General features: G+C 67.4%; 19 protein-coding genes. 14 read left to right on the top strand and 5 right to left on the bottom strand.

Annotated elements, in window-relative coordinates; genetic code table 11:
• Nucleotides 1-160 precede the first annotated feature (160 nt).
• Nucleotides 161-1,141, bottom strand: a complete 981-nt coding sequence (locus ACUDTM_RS04430; protein WP_072167504.1) for an AraC family transcriptional regulator — start codon at nt 1,139-1,141, stop codon at nt 161-163.
• 693 nt (nt 1,142-1,834) lie between these two features.
• Between ACUDTM_RS04430 and ACUDTM_RS04435 the strand changes: the two genes are divergently transcribed.
• The 13 genes from ACUDTM_RS04435 (at nt 1,835) to ACUDTM_RS04495 (ending at nt 14,427) form a co-directional block, all read left to right on the top strand.
• Nucleotides 1,835-2,023 carry a Flp family type IVb pilin gene (locus ACUDTM_RS04435; protein WP_005416979.1) on the top strand — a complete coding sequence of 63 codons (189 nt, stop codon included), beginning with the start codon at nt 1,835-1,837 and terminating at the stop codon, nt 2,021-2,023.
• Between the two features lie 89 nt (nt 2,024-2,112).
• The gene (locus tag ACUDTM_RS04440) at nt 2,113-2,658 is read left to right on the top strand and encodes an A24 family peptidase (protein ID WP_072167503.1); all 546 of its coding nucleotides are present in this window, start codon (nt 2,113-2,115) and stop codon (nt 2,656-2,658) included.
• Nucleotides 2,655-3,131 (top strand): TadE/TadG family type IV pilus assembly protein, encoded by a 477-nt coding sequence (locus tag ACUDTM_RS04445; protein ID WP_072167502.1) that lies wholly within the window; start codon nt 2,655-2,657, stop codon nt 3,129-3,131. The genes ACUDTM_RS04440 and ACUDTM_RS04445 overlap by 4 nt, the downstream gene beginning before the upstream one ends.
• A 25-nt stretch (nt 3,132-3,156) precedes the next feature.
• Nucleotides 3,157-4,194 (top strand): Flp pilus assembly protein CpaB, encoded by a 1,038-nt coding sequence (gene cpaB / locus ACUDTM_RS04450; protein ID WP_445391190.1) that lies wholly within the window; start codon nt 3,157-3,159, stop codon nt 4,192-4,194.
• A gap of 18 nt (nt 4,195-4,212) precedes the next feature.
• On the top strand, nt 4,213-5,571 hold the full coding sequence (locus ACUDTM_RS04455; RefSeq protein WP_188240894.1) for a type II and III secretion system protein family protein: 1,359 nt from the start codon (nt 4,213-4,215) through the stop codon (nt 5,569-5,571).
• Between the two features lie 28 nt (nt 5,572-5,599).
• Nucleotides 5,600-6,856: an AAA family ATPase gene (locus tag ACUDTM_RS04460; RefSeq protein WP_005416986.1), complete on the top strand. Its 1,257-nt coding sequence runs from the start codon at nt 5,600-5,602 to the stop codon at nt 6,854-6,856.
• Nucleotides 6,841-8,187, top strand: coding sequence for a CpaF family protein (locus ACUDTM_RS04465; RefSeq protein ID WP_061479830.1), 1,347 nt, complete (start codon nt 6,841-6,843; stop codon nt 8,185-8,187). Before ACUDTM_RS04460 ends, ACUDTM_RS04465 begins: the two co-directional genes overlap by 16 nt.
• A gap of 2 nt (nt 8,188-8,189) precedes the next feature.
• On the top strand, nt 8,190-9,146 hold the full coding sequence (locus ACUDTM_RS04470; RefSeq protein ID WP_069138314.1) for a type II secretion system F family protein: 957 nt from the start codon (nt 8,190-8,192) through the stop codon (nt 9,144-9,146).
• Between the two features lie 28 nt (nt 9,147-9,174).
• The gene (locus ACUDTM_RS04475) at nt 9,175-10,110 is read left to right on the top strand and encodes a type II secretion system F family protein (protein WP_445391191.1); all 936 of its coding nucleotides are present in this window, start codon (nt 9,175-9,177) and stop codon (nt 10,108-10,110) included.
• Nucleotides 10,110-11,000, top strand: coding sequence for a Flp pilus assembly protein TadD (locus ACUDTM_RS04480; protein WP_445391192.1), 891 nt, complete (start codon nt 10,110-10,112; stop codon nt 10,998-11,000). The genes ACUDTM_RS04475 and ACUDTM_RS04480 overlap by 1 nt, the downstream gene beginning before the upstream one ends.
• Entirely contained in the window at nt 10,997-11,464 is a 468-nt protein-coding gene (locus ACUDTM_RS04485) for a DUF3613 domain-containing protein (RefSeq protein ID WP_072167497.1), read from the top strand. Before ACUDTM_RS04480 ends, ACUDTM_RS04485 begins: the two co-directional genes overlap by 4 nt.
• A gap of 8 nt (nt 11,465-11,472) precedes the next feature.
• Complete coding sequence (locus ACUDTM_RS04490; RefSeq protein WP_445391193.1) at nt 11,473-13,623, top strand: TadG family pilus assembly protein; 2,151 nt, start codon at nt 11,473-11,475, stop codon at nt 13,621-13,623.
• 99 nt (nt 13,624-13,722) lie between these two features.
• Nucleotides 13,723-14,427, top strand: coding sequence for a DUF2968 domain-containing protein (locus ACUDTM_RS04495; RefSeq protein ID WP_151355019.1), 705 nt, complete (start codon nt 13,723-13,725; stop codon nt 14,425-14,427).
• A 76-nt stretch (nt 14,428-14,503) separates the two neighbouring features.
• On the opposite strand, the gene ACUDTM_RS04500 is transcribed toward ACUDTM_RS04495, so the two are convergent.
• The gene (locus tag ACUDTM_RS04500) at nt 14,504-14,890 is read right to left on the bottom strand and encodes a hypothetical protein (protein WP_088497886.1); all 387 of its coding nucleotides are present in this window, start codon (nt 14,888-14,890) and stop codon (nt 14,504-14,506) included.
• A gap of 186 nt (nt 14,891-15,076) precedes the next feature.
• On the opposite strand from ACUDTM_RS04500, the gene ACUDTM_RS04505 reads away from it, so the two are divergent.
• Nucleotides 15,077-15,901 carry an alpha/beta fold hydrolase gene (locus ACUDTM_RS04505; RefSeq protein WP_151355020.1) on the top strand — a complete coding sequence of 275 codons (825 nt, stop codon included), beginning with the start codon at nt 15,077-15,079 and terminating at the stop codon, nt 15,899-15,901.
• Between the two features lie 328 nt (nt 15,902-16,229).
• Here the strand turns inward: ACUDTM_RS04505 and ACUDTM_RS04510 are convergent, their stop codons facing one another.
• From ACUDTM_RS04510 to ACUDTM_RS04520, 3 genes are read right to left on the bottom strand one after another with little or no spacing between them, the layout of a single operon-like run.
• Nucleotides 16,230-17,876 (bottom strand): MFS transporter, encoded by a 1,647-nt coding sequence (locus ACUDTM_RS04510; RefSeq protein WP_445391194.1) that lies wholly within the window; start codon nt 17,874-17,876, stop codon nt 16,230-16,232.
• Entirely contained in the window at nt 17,870-19,153 is a 1,284-nt protein-coding gene (locus ACUDTM_RS04515; protein WP_445391195.1) for an alginate export family protein, read from the bottom strand. The genes ACUDTM_RS04510 and ACUDTM_RS04515 overlap by 7 nt, the downstream gene beginning before the upstream one ends.
• Nucleotides 19,132-20,979, bottom strand: a complete 1,848-nt coding sequence (locus ACUDTM_RS04520; protein WP_445391467.1) for an amidohydrolase — start codon at nt 20,977-20,979, stop codon at nt 19,132-19,134. Before ACUDTM_RS04520 ends, ACUDTM_RS04515 begins: the two co-directional genes overlap by 22 nt.
• Between the last annotated feature and the right edge of the window lie 27 nt (nt 20,980-21,006).

The raw sequence follows: 21,006 nt of genomic DNA on the forward strand, positions 1-21,006 counted from the left end.
TTGCAACGAGGGCGGTGCACTTCAATCCGGCACGGCAATCGCGCATTCCGGCAAATCCACGGCCGGAATCGGCAGCCGGCTATGCATAAGCGGCAACACGATCGGCAAGCGGATACGCAATTCCGGCATAAACTCCGCAAAAACCCTTGCCGGGCCTGGATCAGGCCGGTTGGCCGATCTGCGCGGGTGCGCGCATCAGGGTGTCGCGCGGCAGTTCGCCGAATACCTTGCGGTAATTGTCGGCGAAGCGCGACAGGTCCCACAGCCCGCAGCTCAGGGCGATCGCCTTCACCGAGCGACGGCTGGAGTCCGCCATCGACAGGCTGCGGCAGGCCGCGCACAGGCGCAGCATGGAGAGGTAGCGGTTCGGCGAGGTTCCAAACAGGTCCTCGAACGCATAGCGCAGGCCGCGCTCGCTGACGCCGGCGGCATCGCAGATCTCGTTCATGTAGATATTGCGACGCAGGTTGAGCCGCATGAAGTTCTCTGCACGCTGCGCGATCAGATAATGCGTGCGCCGCGCACGGGTGCAGCCCGGGCGATCCGCCGCACCGGCGCCCAGCAGGGCCTGCACATGCTCATGCAGCAGGTTCTCGGTCTCATCCGGCTGCAGGCCTGCACCCTGCCCCAGCTGCAGGTGCAGCTGCTGGTAATGGCGTGCCAGCGGCGTGGCGTCGCTGGCCAGGTTGAACAGCGAAAGTGCCTGGCCAGCAGGTGGCGTGCTGCGCAGGCTCAGTTCGGTCAGCTTGCGCTGGACGCGGGCCACCGGCACCAGCATCAGGGTCATGTGCGTGCCCGGGCTCAGGGTGAACTCACTGATGCCCTCCGGCATGATCGTCAGCGCCATGCCCGGCGAGAGCGGCACGCCGTGGCACCAGCTCATCGTTTCATCGGTGGCGTGCAGGTACCCCAGCATCGCCCAGTCCGGCGGCAGCATGAAACGGCCACGGCAATGGAAGCCGCAGCTGATGCTGCAGAACAGGGCTTCCTCGTGCACGCGCGAAGCGAACGCCGCCCGTGGCCCGTTGCCATCCAGCAGCAGCAGTTCGACATCGCAGACGCGAAGCACGCCGCTCAGCGTGGCCAGGTCTATCGACCGAAGGCCGCTGTCGTCGCTGTCCTCTACCCCACCATCGACCATGACAGTGTTGTCCCCCCGTTGATCCGCCATCCGCTGCGGCCCCCACTGCCTGACAGGGCGCGCAACGATCCAGAATCCATTTCCGTTGCCACGCCGGCAGCGCCGGCGTCGATGCGATCGTACAAATCAATGCAAGAGCTTGATTACGAGTATGCCCAATAATCGGCAAAGGTAAACCCGCGGCGCTGAATGATGAAACGGGATACACAAGTGAAGAAAATGTCTGAGCAGGTGGCACGGTTTTCGCATGGAACCACAAGGCGAATCACATTATCTGCACGACAATGAATCGTTTTGCCTGCGAACGGATTTTCATCACAAAAACCATCTGAAATTTTCAGGCTTCCGGGGTTTCTGCCGAATTTGCATATAGGTTCCGGTTGCAGCCAACCGCCATTCAGGCAAAGTCGACATTACGGTGATCGAGCCATCTGATCTGGCCGCACCCAGGGGGACAGCATGACCACGCACGCATCATTGGATGCCTCGACCACCGGCCCCGGGCCGTCCGGTCGCGACCGTGCGGCCGATGTCCCGCCTGGAAACGATCACCCTGCTTGAGCACAGCGGGCCTATCCCGCCGTGCCTCCTCCGCCAGGACGCGCGGAGGCCCACGGACGATCCCGGCGGAGCCGGGCCACCGCCCAACGCAGGTGTACTGCATCCGCAGACAGGTAGAGGGAGACATTGGTCATGAACGCATCGATCCGCAAATTCCTGAAGGAAGAAGACGGCGTCACCGCGCTCGAGTACGGGCTGCTGGCTGCCGTGATAGCTGGCGTCCTGATTGCGGTCGGCAACGACCAGATCAAGGGGTTCTTCGAAACGCTGTTCAAGAACCTCTCCGCACTGGCCACCAAGGCTTCGGGCTCGACGACCTGAGCGGCGACCGCGCGCGGCCGGCAGAGCCGCGACGGCGGGGCGCATGGAACCAGGCGAAGACCGTCCAGTGACGGACGATGGAGTGTGCGATGACAGTGCTGGGATTGTTGGCCATCGGCGTGTGCCTGCGGATCGCGATCAGTGATCTGTATGCCCGTCGAGTGCCCAACAACTGGCTGGTCGCCGCATGCGTGATCGCCACTGCGGTGATCGTGGTCGGCCAGTTCAGTGCGCCGCGCCAGCCGTGGCTGCCCCACCTTGCCGGCGCGGCGATCGGCCTGTTGGCGCTGCTGCCGTTCCATGCCCTGCGCTTGATGGGCGCCGGGGACGTGAAGTTCTTTGCCGTGCTGGGCCTGATGCTGGGCTGGCAGGCGCTGCTGCCGGTCTGGCTGGTGGCAAGCCTCGCGGCTGGGTTGCATGCCGTACTGGTGCTGGCCGGTCGCCGCCTGGGCGTGCTGCTGCCCGGTCACCTGCAGATGCAGGTCAATCGCACCAGCACGCAGTGGCAAGCGCATCCGGTGCTGCGTGACATGCAGGCCGCCCGCCAGGGACGACGTGGCATTCCCTATGCAGCCTACTTGGCACTGGCCGCCATCGGCTGGGTGCTGGCCAGCATCTACGGAGGTGCACCATGAACATCCGCAGCCCACGCCTGCAACGCGGTGTCGCCAGCATCGAGTTCGCCCTGATGCTGATGCTCGGCCTGTTGCCGCTGCTGCTGTTCACCTTCTCCGGGGTGATGATCATGGCGGCGCAACAGACCCTGGCCACCGCATCGGCCGAAGGCGCGCGTGCCTCGCTGCGCTACGGCACCGCCAGCGAACGACGCACCGCCGCCTGCGTCGCCGCACGCACCTCGATGCAATGGTTGCTGCAGTTTTCCAGGCAGAACGTGGACTGCAGCGCGGGGGGCAGCAACGCCATCGTGGTGTCGGCACAGGCACCCTGCGCCGGTCTGGCCACGGCCCAGTGCATGACCGTGACGGTCAGCTACGACTACGCCAGCCATCCCTTCCTGCCCGGCACCGCCACGCTCTACAAGTGGGTGATGCAGGCCCCCATCCGCAGCGTCGCGGTCGCGCAGCTCGATCTCGGCAGCGGCAATTGATGATCGGTACTTTGGAGATGGTTCCATGCTCAAGTTGACCCGCATCGCTGCCGTCGCCCTGATCGGCCTGGCCGTGCTGCTGGCGCTGATCGCCTTCATGATCGGGCGCAAACCCGCCGCACCTGCAACGGTCGCGCCGGTCGCTCACAACGAAACCCAGGCGATCACCGTGGTCGAAGCCGTGGCACGCCTGCCTGCGGGCGAGCCGATCAGCGCCAACGGCCTGCGCCTGGCCCAGCGCACCGCACCCGTCCCCGGCGCCGCTACCAGCATTGCCGCCGTGACCGGCAAGGTGCCGGTGCAGGACATTGCCGAAGGCAGTGTGATCAACGGCAGCGCATTGGCTCAGGGCTTCTCGCTGCAGCTGCGGCCGGGCGAGCGTGCCCTGGCCGTACCCGTGGACGAACTGGTCGGTGCCGGCAACCGCATCCTTCCCGGTGATTTCGTCGACGTCTTCCTCAACCTGCGCAACGCCCAGCCCAGCATCAACAGCCCTGGCGAAGCGGCGCAGACGCGCCTGCTGCTGTCGCGCCTGCGCGTCCTGAGCTACGGCCAGCAGGACATCGTGCCGCTGGCCACAGAGACTATTTCCGACAGCGAGGCCGACACCCGCAACGACCCGCGCGCTGCCGACATCACCGGAAGTGGCAGCACGCACAGCAGCAGCAATGAAGCGCCGCAACCCGCACGCAGCGCGGTGCTTGCGGTACCGGTGGCCGACGCCAACCGGCTGCTGCTGGGTGCGCAGCAAGGCAGACTTTTCCTGGCCCTGCGCAATCCCGCCGATACTGGCCTGCCCGACCTGGCGTTGTTCCCGCAATCGCGCGGAGTGATCGACCCGCTGCGTGGGCTCGACGCCGAACAGCAGCTCGCCCTGCAGCGGCCGGAGAACCACGCCTTTGCCGGTATCGACAGCGACGCGCTGGCCGGACGTGGCAGTGCACCGCCACGCAGCACCCCGGATGCACCGGCGCGCGCGCCGGCGTCACGTCGCAGTGCACCGCGCGCGTCGGGGATCGAGATCATCCGCGGCGACAGTTCCGCATCCCGTGCCTCCCTTTGACCTGCATCGAGTGCATCCATGACCGAACGTCGCCGCCGTCCACGCCTCTCCCTCCGCCAGCGCTGGCTGGCCCTGCTGCTGGTGCTGCTGGCGCCGGCAACGAGCGTGGCCGCCGATGACCTGGTGCTGCAGGCGCGCGAGCAGCGTCCCTGGAACCTGCCGGCCGACCTGGAGCGGGTGGCCATTGCCGACCCGGGTGTGGCCGACATCGTGATGCTGCGCGGGCAGCGCCAGGCGCTGCTGGTCGGCAAGACGCCTGGCACCACCACCCTGCTGCTGTGGCACCGCAGACAGGCCGAGCCACAGCGGTTGACGGTACGGGTGCAGAGCGCCGTACAGGGCGCTGCCAGCACCGGCGGTACCGGGCTGGTGTTCACCCAGCAGGACCAGCAGGGCCTCCTGCAGGGAAGCACCGACAGCATGCTCACGCACATGCAGGAACAGCGCACTGCGGCGATGGCGCTGGGCAAGGACGGCATGCTTGCCGATGCGTCCACCATCAACAGTGGGGGCGTGGTCCAGGTCGAGGTCAAGGTGGTCGAGTTCAACAAGACCGCGATGAAGCAGATCGGCATCAACTTCCAGAACCGCAACGGCGGCTTCGCCTATGGCTTCGCGCGGCCCGGCACTGGCCTGCCCGGCAATACCGGCCTGCTGCCCGGCATGAAGGAAGGCAACAGCAGCAACGAGGCCGTGTCGCCGATTTCCTCGGCGTTCCGGCTGGTGTTCGGCTCGACCAAGGGACGGTGGAACGCCGATGTCGAACTGCTGCAGAGCAATGGCATGGCGCGCGTGCTGGCCGAGCCGACGCTGGTGGCACTGTCCGGCCAGAGCGCCAGCTTCCTGGCCGGTGGCGAGCTGCCGATCCTGGAGCCGCAGGGGCTTGGCACCACCACCATCACCTACAAGCCCTTCGGCATCGGCTTGACCGTGACCCCAACGGTACTGGCGCCGAACCGGATCGCGCTGAAGGTCGCGCCGGAGGCGAGCGACCTGGACTACAGCAACGCGATCGTGCTCAACAACGTGCAGATTCCCTCGATCACCACTCGTCGCGCCGATACCACGGTCGAGCTGGGTGATGGCGAGAGCTTCGTCATCGGTGGCCTGGTCAGCTCCAACATCGTCTCCAACGTCAACAAGATTCCACTGTTGGGCGACCTGCCGATCATTGGTTCGTTCTTCCGCAACTTCGACTACAAGCGCCAGGACAAGGAGCTGGTGATCATCGTCACCCCGCGTCTGGTGCAGCCGCTGGCACGCAACACCGAACTGCCGCTGCCTGGCGAGCGCGAAGCCAAGCCGCATCTTCCCGAATGGGGGTCGTGGTTGCTGGGGCCGGTCAGCCAGGACCCGGTGCCCGGCTTCTCGCGCTGACTTCCATGACGCCTGCGGAACCACGCCCATGCCCTACGCCACCGCCCAGCCGCTGCATCCGCAAGGACCGCCGATGAACCTGGTCCTGTACGGCATCGACCGCGAACTGCTGCCCCGGCTGGCCGCCAAGCTGCCGCCGACCACCACCCTGCACTGGCAGGACAGCAGTGCGCCGACGTCTGCGCAGGACCTGCAACGCGGGCCGCAGAGCCTGGTGCTGCTTGACTTCCGGCCCGAGCACGCGGCTGCCTCGAGCGTGCTGGCACAGCAGCTGCAGCAGACCCAACCGGACCTGGCGCTGGTCGCGGTCGGCGCCACCAGCGCCGGCCAGGTCGAAGGCGTGGTGATCGCGCTGCGCGCCGGCCTGCGCGATGTGCTGGACCTGGACAGTGACAACGCCGGCATCGAGGCGGCCCTGCGGCGTGCGCTGTCACCGCGCCCGGCCGCGGTGGCGCAGCACGCGCACAAGGCGCGCCTGATCGTGCTGCTGGGCGTGCGCGCAGGCGTCGGCACCAGTACCCTGGCCGCACATCTTTCGGTGCTGGCGCAACAGACGCGGGCCCTCGCCCAGGGCGATGCAGTGCAGCAGGACGGCCTGCTGATGGAACTGGCGCAGCCCGCCGGTGACCTTGCGCTGTACCTCAATCTCGACAGCCGCTTCCACTACGAGGATGCGCTGCGCAACGCCAGCCGCATCGACGCCACCCTTGCACGCACCGCGATGGCGCGCCATGACTCCGGGCTGGTGCTGCTGGACCGTGCCGGCGGCAGTGATGCCGTGCCCCCGTCCGACCCTGGCGCGCTGCTGCAGCGCCTGCGCGGGGTGTTCGCCAGCGTGCTGTGTGATGCCGGCGGCTGCCCGCTGCGGCAGCTGCCGCCGCTGTTGCTGGACCAGGCAGACGAGATCTGGCTGGTCACCGATGCGTCGATCGCCACGCTGGTCTCGCTGGACCAGGCACTGAAGCATCTTGCAGGCCAGCGCGAGCGCGAGAAACGCCTGCAACTGGTGATCAACCGCCACGACGACAGCAGCGGCATGAGCCCGGAACAGATCGCACGCCGCTTCGAACTGCCGTTGCTGGCGACATTGCCTGAACGACCGCGTGTGCGCCTTGCCGCCAGCCAGGGCCGCCTGCTGCTGCAGGATGCGCCGCGCGATCCCTACCTGCGTGCCCTCGCCCCGCTTGTGTCACGGCTGGACCCGGCTGCCTGCCCGGTCCAGCCGCATGGCCTGCGGGAAAGACTCTCCCTTGCCCTGGGTGGATCGCAATGGAAGACAAGGTAACCCCGTTCCCGCATGCCGTTGCCCGCCCGCTGCTGCACGAAAGCCCGGGCCACCTGCCGTTCGCACAGACCGAGCAGTACCAGAAGGTGCTGTCGGCCGCGCATGAGCACCTGCTCAACAGCATCGAGGACGAGCGCATCGACATCGATTCCTGGGCCCCGGATACCATCGCCCGCTGGGTGCAGGTACAGACCGTGGGCTTCATCCAGGAATGGCGCATCCCGATCAACGAAGAAGAGATGCAGGTGGTTGCCGAGGGCCTGGTCAAGGAGCTGACCGGTTTCGGCCCGCTGGACGACCTGCTCCACGACCCCTCCATCGAAGACATCCTGATCAACGGTTTCAAGGACGTGCACGTTTCGCAGGGTGGCCAGCTCCGGCGTGCCACCCAGCGCTTCACCGATGACACCCACCTGCTGCGCATCCTGCGCCGCATCCTCGCGCCGCTTGGCCGCCGGCTGGATGATTCCAATCCGATGGTCGATGCGCGCCTGCCCAACGGCGGCCGCCTCAACGCGATCATCTCGCCACTGGCGGTGGACGGGCCGATGGTGTCCATCCGCAAGTTCCGCAAGGACCCGTTCACCCCCGACGAACTGCTCGCCAAGGGCACCTTCGACGCACCGATGCAGGCCCTGCTGAAGGCAATGGTGCTGGGCCGATGCAACATCCTGGTCTCCGGCGGCACCAGCTCCGGCAAGACCTCGCTGCTGAACGCACTGGCCAGCTACGTGCCACCCAGCGAGCGCGTCATCACCGTGGAGGACACCGCCGAGCTTTCGCTGAACCATCCGCACGTGGTGCGCCTGGAAAGCCGCATCGGTGGCGCCGAGGGCCAGGGCGCGGTCAGCATCCGCGACCTGGTGCGCAACAGTCTGCGCATGCGCCCGGACCGCATCGTGGTCGGCGAAGTGCGTGGCGCGGAAGTGCTGGAAATGCTGCAGGCGATGAACACCGGCCATGACGGATCGATGGCCACCATCCACGCCAACACGCCGCGCGACTGCTTGTACCGCATCGAGATGCTGGCCGGCTTTGCCGGCTTCCAGGGCAGCGAGGACAGCCTGCGCCGGCAGATTGCCAGCGCCATCGACTTCATCGTGCAGATCTCGCGGCTGGGCAGCGGGCGCCGGGTGCTGGTCTCGATCACCGAGATCACCGGGGTCAGTGACAACCTGATCACCACCCAGGAAATGTTCCGCCACGAGGTGCAGATCGACGCCGCCGGCCGCGAGACCGACCGCTGGATCGGCCTGGGCTTCCATCCGCACTCGCACAAGCTGGAGCCGTTCCGCCAGCAACTGCGTGAATCGCTCTACGGGGACTTCTGAGCATGGGCACCGGCCTGCTGCTGGGCGTGTTGAGCATCATCTCGGTGCTGCTGGCGCTGGCCGTCTGGCTATGGGGCACCGCCGCTAGCCGTGAGCAGCGCCAGGCCTCGCTGCAGCATGCCGAGCAACAACTGGCGCGCGGCAGCGCGGCCGGCGCGGTACCGGCCGGGCCTGCCGTTGCGGCGGCCAACGATTCGACCCGCCCGGCCAGCACTGGGACCCGCGTACTGCCGTGGGACGGTGTCCTGCAGCGCGCCGGCCTTCAGCCGGGCTGGAAGCTGCCACTGATGCTGCTGGTGCCGGGACTGGTGCTTGCGGTCGTGGCGGCGATGCGGCTGGGCACGGCCTGGATGTTTCCGCTGACCCTGCTGCTGTACCTGCTGGGCTGCTGGCTGTGGGTGATGCGCCGGATCACGAAGCTGCGCGCGCAGCTGCTGCACCAGATGCCGGACTTTCTCGACAACCTGGTCCGCCTCACCGCGCTGGGCAACAGCCTGCAGGCCGCGTTCCAGGTGTCTTCGATGCAGACCAGCGCGCCACTGCGCGGCCTGCTCGACACCACGGTGCGCTATGCGCGCAGCGGCATGGACCTGGATCGTGCATTGAGCCTGGCCGCGCAGCCGTACCGGATGGACGTACTGAAGGTGCTGGCAGTGGTGATCGGCGTGAGCGTGCGCATCGGTGGCCGCGCCGACCAGATCCTGCAACGCATGGGCGATTTCATGCGCGACCTGGAACAGGCCCAGCAGGAACTGGCGGCCACCACCTCGGAAACACGGATGTCGGCCTGGGTGCTGGGGCTGCTGCCACCCGCCAGTGCGGTGCTGATGGCGATCTCCAGCCCGGCGTTCTTCCAGCCGGTGCTGCACGACCCGCTCGGTCACAGGATCCTGCTGATCGCACTGGGCCTGGAACTGCTCGGGGCGTTCCTGCTGTACCGCCTGGCCAAATCGCTATGACCGCCCGCAGCCGCCCCGGAGGTGCCCGATGAGCGCCAGCGCCTGGTTCGCCCTTTCGCTGCTGGTGCTGGCAGCCGGCGTCGCCCTGCTCGGTATCGCCGGCTGGGTGCGCAGCCATCGCGAGCACCGCACCTCAGCCACACTGAAAACCGCCCTTCAGCCGCGTGAAGAAGGCCGCGACACCGAGGCCACGCGCCGCGACTCACTGGGCTGGATCGAGCGCTTCGGGCGCTCGCTCAGTGGCGGCCGCCTGGAGGCCGCACTGCTTGCCAACGAAGACAAGCTGCTGTTGGACCTGGCTGGCTGGAACACGCGCCGCGGCACCGCGATCTATCTCGGCCTGCGCCTGGTGCTTGCCCTGTTGGTGCTGGCGCTGGCGCTGGCGTTCAGCAGCGCGCACGGGCTTGCCAAGGTGATGGTGGTGATCGGTGCGCTGGCGGCCGGGCTGCTGCTGCCGAAGTTCGTGCTGTCGTCGTGGGTCAAGCGCCGCCGCCGTGCGGTCGAGAACGAGCTGCCCCTGCTGATCGACCTGCTGCGCCTGCTGCAGGGCGTGGGCTTCAGCATGGACCAGAGCCTGCAGACGCTGGGCGACAAGCTGCGCGATGCATTGCCGGTACTCGGCGGCGAACTGCAGGAAGCCAATGTGGCCTATACCCATGGCCGCACGCGCGCGCAGTCATTGCGGCGGCTGAGCGAGGTCTACTCCGATGATGACCTGGCCAGCCTGATGCAGTTGATCCTGCAGGTGCATGCGCACGGCGGCGCAGTGCAGGAGCCGTTGCGCCAGTTCAGCCTCCGCCTGCGCGAACAGCGCCGCAACGCGTTGAAGGAAAAGGTCGGCAAGCTCTCGGTGAAGATGACCGTGGTGATGATGCTGACCCTGTTGCCGGCACTGATGCTGGTGCTTGCCGGCCCGGCGCTGGTCGCGCTGGCCACCACCCTGTCCAAGATGGGATCCCCCTGATGCCTCCCCTGCACACCTCCTGCCTGCTGCTTGCCGTCACCCTCGCCGCCCTGGCCAGTGGCTGCGCCTCGACCACGCCGAAGTATGTGCGGGCGCCCAGCCTTGCGCCGCCGGAACCCGATCCGCAGGACAGGCGCAACGCCTATCTGGAGCTGATCGAACGCATGCAGCAGCAGGGCGCCTGGTATGCCTCGCTGGCCCATGTGGAGGCCTTCCGCCAGCGCTATGGTGATCGTCCTGCCCTGCGCCTGCTGCAGGCCGACGCACTGCGTGAGACCGGCCAGACCGACGCGGCGGTCGCGCTGTATCGCGAGCTGTCCAGCGGGCCGCAGGCCGCCGCTGCGGCACATGGCCTGGGCCTGATCGCCGCACGTCGCGACGACGATGCCGGCAGCGAACAGGCCCTGGCGCGCGCTACGCAGCTGCAGCCCTTGAACACCGACTACCTGGGCGACCTGGGCTATGCACGGCTGCGTGCCGGCCGGTTCGATCAGGCCCGCGAGCCGCTGGCCAAGGCCCTGGAGCTTTCACCGGGCAACGCCAAGGCAACGGCCAACCTTGCACTCTGGGCGGTACTGCGCGGCGACCAGGCCACGGCGGAGCGGCTATCGGCACAGGCCAGCCTCAACGAGGAAACGCGCCGAAGCATCCAGCAGCAGGCCCAGCAGATCCGGACGCGCCTGCAGCAACGACAGGCCGCTGCTGCCGCCAACGCAGCCACACCTGCACATACGGCCAGCGTCGAGAGTGGCGCTCGTGCATCGGGCGGCGCACGGCTGGCGGGCGAACCCCACCGCGACCCGCGCGACCAACGCGATCCGCAGCGCCTGCCACCCTCGATGCTGGAACGCTTCAGCGCCACCGACCACCCGACCGGAAGCACACCATGACCACGATGCGCCAGATCCGACGCCTGTTGCCCGTGCTGTGCTGCCTGCTTGTTGCCGGTGCCGTGCAGGCGCAGCAACAGCCATTGACCGGACAGATGCTCGGTGGCCCCTCGCCGTCGCCAGCGGCCACGGTGCCCATGCAGGCCGAACCGCTCCCCACCGTGGAGTTGGCCGCACCGGCCGCATCCGCCGAGGTGACTGGCGCGCAACCGGCAACCGTCGCAAACGACGTCGCACCAGCATCGCCCGCCGCACCGCGCGCGCGCCTGCCCAGCGGCGAGGCGACCCGCAATCTGTTCCGCCTGCAGGCCTCCGGGCAGCAGGCTGGCCAACGGCTGCCGATCCTGGGTGACCAGGCCACGCTGAGCTATGCGCGTTACCTGAAGAGCTTTGAACACGAGATCCCGGACTTCTTTGAGACCGATGTCTCCCGGTCCAAGGACGCCTCCTCCTCCGGACGCTGAGGTCGGCCATGAAACGCCCACGCCAGTTCAGTTTCAGCCGCGCACGCGGCGGCATGTCGGTCACGATGATGCTGGTCATGCTGGCGCTGTTGGCCATGCTGGGCCTGATCGAGATCGGCTATCTGTTCTGGGCCAAGCGTGATGCGCAGAAGGTGGCCGACCTTGCCGCACTGGCCGGCGCACAGCGGCTGGAGCTGTGCAGCCCGGACAACAGCGACAACAGCGCTGCCCGGCAGAATGCGGTGGCCCAGAACGGGTTCGCAGGCACCCTGCAGATCCGCTGCGGCAACTGGAGCGCCAGCCGTGGCACCGGCACCCGCTTCGTCACCAGCGTCGATGCCAGCAATCCCCGCAATGCCGTTCAGGTGATCGCCGAGCGCAGCGTGCTGCCCTTCTTCGGGCAGACTTCCGGCCTGCCCACCGTGAGCGTGCAGGCCGTGGCGCGCCGTGCCGAACCCACCGCGGTGTTTGCGGTCGGCTCGCAGCTGCTACGGACCAATGGCGATTCAGTGCTGCTGTCCACCCTGCGCCTGGTTGGCCTGGACGTCACCAATGCCACGGTGCTGTCCTATGACGGCCTGGCGCAGGCCAACGTGACTCCGTCCGGCCTGCTGAAAGCGCTCAACATACCGGTAAGCGCCAACCTCAGCGTGGCCGATTTCAACCGCCTGCTGTCGGTCAACAAGATTTCGCTGGCACAGCTGGTCGATGCTACTGCCACCGTGGTCGGCCGTGACTCCGCAGTGGGGGTGCAGCTGCGCGCCCTGTCCGATCTGGTTGCCACCCAGCTGGACATCAACAAGCTCAACATCGTGCTTGGCAGCCAGTCCGGCGGCGGTGGCCTGTTTGCCGAAGTTGTCTCGCCCGACGGCACAGTCGGCAGCGCACTGGAGTCACAGATCAACGTGCTCAACCTGATCAGCACCGCGATCTCCATCGCCAACGATGGCAACGGCGTGGCGGTCAAGGGACTGGACCTGCTGGGCATCAGCATCCAGGCAGGCGTGGTCGAGCCGCCATCGATCGCCATCGGCGGTGTCGGCAGCCGTGCCTACAACGCGCAGGTGCGGCTGATGGCGGACGTGGACAGCAACAACCTGTTCGCGCTGGGGCCGCTGCTGAACCTGCTTGGCACGCGCCTGCACCTGCCGCTGCACGTCGACGTGGCCAACGGCATGGGCACGCTGACCGGCATCCAGTGCGGCGGCAATCCACCCAAGGCCACGATCCAGGTGGACTCGTCGGTGCTGCGCGCCTGCGTCGGCAATGTCGACCCTGCACAGCGCTTCTCCAAGGCCAATGTCTGCGACGCCACGCTGCAGGACGAACAGCTGCTGAAGCTGCTGGGCCAACCATTGATCAACGACAGGATTACCCTGCCTGCCCTGACCAGCACGCAGACCCTGACCCTGGCCGCCGGTGAGACCGGCTCGACCCGGTTCAACCCGCTCGCGATCGGTGACGCAGTGTCGAGCCTGGTGAACGAACTGCTACGGGTGCTGTCGGGCATGCTCAATTCGCCCAAGCAGGGCATGAACGCCAACGACACCGCCAAGGCGCTGGCCGATCGCTACCTGCAGGCGGCCTTTCCCACTGGCGGACGCTACAACGTCGACCAGGTCATCCCGCTGCTGCGCGATGGCGATCCGGCACGCAATCTCGCCCCGCTGGGCAACTGGACGGTGAAGAATGGCGTCCCCAAGCCCTGCCTGCTGGGCCTGACCACCTGCTGGGAAGACGGTTCGGTGTGGACCGGTTACAGGACGACCGTCACCGGCCAGGGCCTGGGCCTGCTCGATGGCCTGCTTGGCTCGCTGGTCGGCGGCCTGCTGATCAACCGCTGCGACAGCCTGCTCGGCAACCTGATCGATTACAACGGCTGCGTGCGCAACAATCTGGCGTCGTACATCCAGACCGCACCGGCCGGCTTTCTCGATGGTGCGGGGGGAACGGGTGTCACCAACCCCGATGGCAGCGTCAGCTGCAGCGGCCTGCTGTGCACCGTGCTGAAGCCGATCCTGGCCGCACTGCGGCCGGTGCTCAACAGTGTCGGCACCCTGCTGACCAACCTGCTGGCCAGCGTGCTGGGCCTTGAACTGGGCCGGACCGACGTCAACGTGCAGTCGATCCAGTGCAGCGCCGCACAGCTGGTCTACTGACCCGTGACGGGCGCCCTTGGCGGCGCCCACACCCATGCTAGACTCCCGGCGGGGAACCACCTTCATATCAACCCACACTCATCCGTGGATGGTCTAGACATGCGAGAAACTTCAGGGGGCGCGGTCTTTGCCCGGCACGCGCGCAGCGCGGCAGTGCTGGCCGTGGTCATGATGCTGGTGGCACCGGCAGCGATGGCTGCACGTGGCGACCGTGAGGCGGCAGCCGAACCGGCGCGCAGCGCGCCGGTGGTGCGCAATACCGTGGACGAACTCAAGCAGTTGATGGACTCGCGCCAGCTGACCGAGCTGCGCACCACCTACAACGGCAACTACGGCGCCAGCCTGCTGTTCAATGCCAACACCCTGACCTACTACGTCGCCCTGTTCCAGGAGAAGAACTTCTGGCGGGTGATCAAGACCGATGCGGTGGACAACGCCGAGCGCGTCTATCGCACCTTCGCGCAGCAGTCCGAACAGCTGGCCCAGGTCTACATCGACACCACCCGCCTTGAAGCCGGCAAGCGCTACACCGAGCGCCTGGTGGCCTACAACGAGGAACGCCTGCGTACCCTGCAGCAGGAAATGGAACAGCAGCAGGCGCAGTCGGCCCAGGTCAGCGCCGCCCTGCAGCAGGCCCAGCAGCAGGCCGTGAGCCTCAGCACCGACGTGCAGAGCACCAACAGCCAGCTGGACGCCCTGCAGCGCCGCATCCAGATCCTGCAGGCCGAACAGGGCAACCCGGAGTTGAGCCTGCCCAAGCCGGACAGCGTGCCCGCACCGGCGGCCGCCAGCAACGGTCGCTGAGAGCTGCACTCACGGTACTCCACGCGACGGCGCCCTATGGCGCCGTTGTCGTTTTCGGCACTTCAGCGTCCCCGCGTCACTGGCAGGCGCCGTAGACCGCGTCATCCAGCTGCCGGCGCTGCACGAAATCCAGGCGCCGACGCTTGAGCAACGCCTGCTCGCGATGACGCCGGGCACGCTCGCAGGCCGCCGCATCCGTGCTGATCGTGATCAGCGCACCGTGCGCCCGCGCCGCACGCCGTGGCCGGGGCGATGGCTTCGGTGTCGAGGCCGCTGGCGCCACAGCGCCGCGGGACAATGACTGCTCCGCGGGCACGTCCCAGCGCCATGCGGCGCGCCCCTGGCAGGGTGTCTGCTGGTAGACCGGGTGCGGTCCATCCACGCACTTGTAGACATGGGTCTGTGCCGGCGCTGCCATGGGCAGCAGCAGGCACAGCATCAGCGACCATCGCATGGCGGGCATCCGTGCGTTCCTGTGGCGGGCTGCGCTCATCCTCGGCACACGGCTCCCGTCCTGCCAGAGCGATACGCGTCACATCCGATGCAATCCAGCACAGCCGTGCAAGTCGGTCGCCTGCGCCTGCGCTGTACTGCCGAAGGCACCGGCATCCTGCCGAAGCCTTCCCTCCCTTCCGCCAAGGAACCTGCAATGAGCAACTTCGTCACCGTCGCCGATGGCGCCCGCATCTTCTACAAGGATTGGGGCACCGGCCAGCCGATCGTGTTCGCCCACGGTTGGCCGCTGACTTCCGATGCCTGGGATCCGCAGATGCTGTTCATGGGCCAGAACGGCTTTCGCGTGGTCGCCCACGATCGCCGCAGCCACGGACGCTCCAGCCAGACCTGGGATGGCAACAACATGGACACCTATGCCGATGACCTGGCCGCGGTGATCGAAGCGCTGGACCTGAAGGACGCGATCCTGGTCGGCCATTCCACCGGCGGCGGTGAAGTGGCCCATTACATCGGCCGCCACGGCAGCGCGCGCGTGGCCAAGGTGGTGCTGGTCGGCGCCGTGCCGCCGCTGATGCTGAAGACCGCTGGCAACCCCGCCGGCACCCCGCTGGAGGTCTTCGACGGTATCCGCAAGGGTACCGGCGGCGACCGTTCGCAGTTCTTCAAGGACCTGACCACCCCGTTCTTCGGCGCCAACCGGGATGGCAACAACGTCACCCAGGGCATGCGCGATGCGTTCTGGCTGCAGGGCATGCTCGGTGGCGTCAAGGGCCAGTACGACTGCGTGCACGAATTCTCGGAAGTGGACTACACCGAGGACCTGAAGAAGATCGACGTGCCGGCGCTGGTCGTGCACGGCGATGACGACCAGATCGTGCCGTTCGATGCCTCGGCCAAGCTGTCCTCGCAGATCATCAAGGATGCCGAACTGAACGTGTACGCCGGTGCGCCGCATGGCCTGACCATCACCCACGCCGACCAGTTCAACGCCGACCTGCTGGCATTCGCACGCAAGTGAGGTATCGCGGCGGCGCCGCAACGGTGCCGCCGCCACTTCGGTAGTGCCGGCCACTGGCCGGCACCCCGATCAATCCATCGCGATCCTGCGCAGCCGGCCAGCGGCCGGCTCTACCACCGGCAGGTCAACCGCCTCCGCTTCGGTAGCGCCGGCCGCTGGCCGGCACCCCGATCAATCCTTCGCGATCCTGCACAGCCGGCCAGCGGCCGGTTCTACCACTGGCAGGTCAACCGCCGCCCCTTCGGTAGTGCCGGCCACTGGCCGGCACCCCGATCAATCCATCGCGATCCTGCGCAGCCGGCCAGCGGCCGGCTCTACCCGCGACGGCTCAGATGTCGGCATGGTGATGTGGCACGGAGGCGGGCAGCGGATCATGGCCACCCACGAAGTGGCGCACCACCGGCGCGCGCTCTCCCCGATGCAATCCGCGTAGTTCTTCCTGGATCGCCTTGTCGTCGGCGGTGATGCGCTCGTGCTGGCGAAGGTGCTCCAGCCATGACGGGGTCACGAAATACTCAAGGTGGATTCCCGGTGTTGCCACGTCTTCGACTACGCCCCAGACCACCGCACCGTCGCGACGACGGATGGATCCCATCGCGCGCATCTGCGCCTGGAACGCGGCACGATCAGCATCATCGATGCGATACTCGATGGTGACCAGCACCGGGCCTCGATCGTTCGACACCGGCACCGACAGCTCGGGTGCCGGCCAGTGCCCGGCCGGGCGCAGGTTCAGGTCCTCGGTGCCGGCGATGCGCACGCGCCACACCAGCAATCCGCCGATCACCGCACCGGCCGCTGCCACCAGCAACGCCAGTTCGGGCGAGGTGCGCTGAGCGAGCGCGCCCCAGCTCAGGCCGCCGGCGGCCATGCCGGCAGAGAACACCATGATGTACAGCGCCAGCGCACGCGCACGTACCCATGCCGGAACCGCAGTCTGCGCAGCGATCTGCAGCGACGACAGCACGGTGATCCACGCAAAACCATTGACCAGCATCACCGCCGGAAGCACGTACCAGCTGCGGGTCAGCGCCAGCCCGACCAGGCTCAGGGCCAGCGACAACGTCGCCAGCAGTACCAGCAGGTCGCGATCCAGCTGTGCGCGCAGCTTCGGCAGCAGCAACGCACCGCCCACTGCACCGATGCCGATGCAGCCGAGCAGCATGCCGTACTGCCCCGCCCCACCCTGCATCTGCCCACGCACCACCACCGGCAACAGCGCGTTCATTGCCGCGGCGAAGAAGAAGAAGCCGACCGACTTGATCAGCACCGCCTGCAGCCGTCCGGCACGGCTGGCGTAGCGCAGGCCCGCTTTCAATCCGGCACCGAAGCCTTCCGGCGGCAAGCTCGACTGCTTTGGGTCGCGCTTCCAGCCCCACACCACGAACAGCATTGCGGCGAAGGTGATGGCATTGAAGCCGAACGCCCAGGCCGCACCCAGCTGGGCGACGATCACGCCGCCGATGGCCGGGCCGATCGAACGGGCGATATTGATGCCGATCGAGTTCAGCGCCACCGCCGAGGCCAGCATCGGCTGCGGCACCAGTTCGGAGACGATGGCGGCCTGCGCGGGCATTGCCATCGCCGCACCGCAGCCCATGCAGAAGGTCAGCAGCACCAGCAACTGCGGGGTCAGCAGGTCCATCGCGGTCAACGCAGCCATCGCTGCGGCCACCAGCAGCATCCAGCCCTGGGTCGCCAACAGGTACTTCCGACGATCGACAATGTCGGCCAGGGTGCCGGCAGCGAGCGCCAGCAGCACGATCGGCACTGTGGTGGCCGACTGCACCAGGGCCACCATCAACGGCGAACCGGTGCGCTCGGCCATCACCCAGGCGGCGGCCACATCATTGACCCAGGTGCCGATGTTGCTGGCCAGGATCGCCAGCCAGATCGAACGGAACATCTGGATCTTCAGCGGGGACCAGGCCCCTGCGGCCTGTACGGGGGGTTGCGACGCGGTTGCGTTCACCATTGCCATGCTCCAACGATCGAGGCGAACAGCGTGTCCTGGCCTCCAGCCTGCTTCAGTGCAGGACCGGCGTCGACCCAGGCCAGCTGCAGCTGCCATTGCCAGTGTTCGCTGGCCTGCCAGCGGGTTTCGGATTTGTACTGGGTGCCGATGCGGCGCGCGCCACCGGCGCTGCCCGGCAACGCCACCAGCGGCGCCGGCGTGGTGTAGACCGCATCGGCACGACGATGCTTCCAGGCCATCTGTACGCCCAGTTCCGTCGTCACCGCATCGTGCAGGCGCAGGGCCAGGGTCGGCTGCAGGTCCATCAGATTGGCCGGGGCCAGCAGGCTGGCCTCGCTGAAGTAGGCCGATTTCGGGAACAGTGCATTGAAGGTGCCCAATCGCCGGTCGTGCAGGTTGCCATCGCCACTGGCGACGTCGGCCTTCAGGCCCACGCGCGGTTGCAGCGGCACATCCCTCCAGCGCCAGCCGGTGTCGGTCGCCAGCGTCCATGCACGGATGTCGAGGGTGCCGGTGGCGGCACGCAGCTCACCGCCCTGCGCCACCAGCTCGCTGTTCCAGTCCAGTGCACCAACCTGGCCGAACCAGCGTGCACCGAGGGTCTGCCGGCGCTCGGTTCCGGAGCCCGCCGCAAAGCGCGCACCGTCGCGGCGGTAGTCCAGCAGGTACAGATCCCACTGTCCCACGCCCTGCCCGCGTGCCGCGGTGGCATAGGCACCCCACAGGTGCGCACCGTGTTCGCTGCGATCATCAAAGGCACCCGGCCGGTTCTCGACCGGCCGCAGGGCCATCAAGTCAAGCGTGCCGAGCCGCCCCTTCCAGCCCAGGCGCGCACCGTCGAAGGCCAGGCGGATGTTCGGCCCATCGCGCACCGACAACAGCCGCGAGCTGCCATAGCCGGCGTCCTGCCGGCCGAGCTGCACATGGAAGCCACCGCGCTGCCAGCGCCAGTACGCCTGCTGCACGTCCAAGGCACCACGGTCGGTGCGGCCCGGGCCGCCTGCCTTGCCATTCTCGGCATGCACGCCCAGCTGCAGTTTTGCCTGCCAGGTGTCCTCCACATAGGTGGCCGAAGCCAGTGCACGCAGCAGGCCATAGCCATCTTCGCCGCCGCCGATACCGAACCGGGTCGGGTCGTAGTACAGGCCACGCAGGCGCAGCGATGCGTCCAGCTGCAGCTCGCCGTTGCCCGCGTCGCTGCAGCGGCCGCCTTCGCAGGCCAGCGCCAGCGAGGGCACGGACAGCAGCGCCAGGCTCAGAACGCGAAGCACGAGCATCCCATCGCGCCCCAGAAGACGGTCAGGTCATCGGTGGGCGCCGCATGCTGCGCGGCATGCCCGTGAGCACCATGCGTACTGCAGGCCACACCGTGATGGTGGCGATGGGCAGCTGCCAACCCGGTGGCAGCACCGCCGACATGGTAACCACCGAACCGGTTGACCGGCGACCAGTCCGGCATCGCCGGCGGCAGCTGCGGCGCCAGCCCAGCATAATCGCCGTCGGCGTGCACGATGCGCCCGCCGACCACGGTCAGCATGCTGGTGATGTCGGCGATCTGCGCGTCGTCGACGCGGAAGAAATCGGCCGAGAGCAGGATGAAGTCGGCCAGCTGACCAACCTTCAATGTCCCCTTCACTGCTTCGTCGCCGGAGAACCAGGCGCTGCCCTGGGTCCACAGGCGCAGCGCCTGCTCGCGTTCGAGCAGGTTTTCCTCGCCATACAGGGCCAACCCGCCCACGGTGCGCCCGGTCACCAGCCAGGACAACGCCACCCACGGGTTGTAGCTGGCCACGCGGGTGGCGTCGGTGCCTGCGCCCACCGGCACGCCCTCGGCCAACATGCGCCTGACCGGCGGCGTGTGCCGTGCCGCCTGCACACCGTAGCGCTCGACGAAGGCTTCGCCCTGGTAAGCCATGCGGTGCTGCACGGCGATACCCCCACCCAGCGCGCGGATGCGCTCGATGTTGCGCGGAGTGATGGTCTCGGCGTGGTCGATGAACCAGTGCAGGCCATCGAACGGCACCTCCCGGTTGACCTGTTCGTACACATCCAGGATGCGGGTGATGCTCTCGTCGTAGGTGGCGTGGATGCGGAACGGCCAGCGCTTCTCGACCAGCAGCTTCACCACGTCGTGCAGTTCGGGCTCCAGCTCCGGCGGCAGTTCCGGGCGCGGCTCATTGAACAGTTCGAAGTCGGCGGCAGAGAACACCAGCATCTCGCCCGCGCCGTTGTGGCGCAGCAGGTCATCGCCCTGGCGCGGCTGCAGGATCTCGCTCCAGCCACGGAAGTCATCCACTTCCCTGCCCTTGTTCTGGGTGAACAGGTTGTAGGCGATGCGCACCGTCAGCTGGTCATCGCGGTGCAGCTGCTCGATGACCTGGTAGTCCTCGGGGTAGTTCTGGAAGCCACCGCCGGCGTCGATCACCGAAGTGATGCCAAGCCGGTTCAGTTCGCGCATGAAATGGCGCGTCGAGTTGGCCTGGTATTCGATCGGCAGGCGCGGGCCCTTGGCCAGCGTGGCGTACAGGATCAGCGCATTGGGCTTGGCCAGCAGCAGCCCGGTCGGGTTGCCCAGCGAATCGCGCACGATCTGGCCACCCGGCGGATCCGGTGTGTCCTTGCTGTAGCCGCAGGCGCGCAGCGCGGCGCGGTTGAGCAGTGCGCGGTCATACAGGTGCAGCAGGAACACCGGCGTATCCGGTGCGATGTCGTTGAGCTCCTGCAGCGTCGGCAGGCGCTTCTCGTTGAACTGCGCGGCGGTGAAGCCACCGACCACGCGGACCCACTGCGGCGCGGGAGTACGGTCTACCTGGGCCTTCAGCATGTCCAGGGCGTCGCCCAGCGAACGCAGGCCGTCCCAGCGCAGCTCCAGGTTGTAGTTCAGGCCACCACGGATCAGGTGGGTGTGGCTGTCGTTGAGGCCGGGCAGCAGGCGCCGGCCCTGGGCGTCGATCAAGGTCGCTTCATTGCCCCAGCCGCGCATGATCTCCTCGTCGCTGCCGACGGCCACGATGCGGCCTTCCTGTACAGCCAGCGCCTGCGCATGCGGCTGCTGCGGGTCGAGGGTGGTAATGCGGGCATTGCGGATGACCAGCGTGCTCATGCGACGCTCCTTGGAAGTGGGATCGAG

This window comes from Stenotrophomonas maltophilia group sp. vghtpe118 (assembly GCF_052605195.1).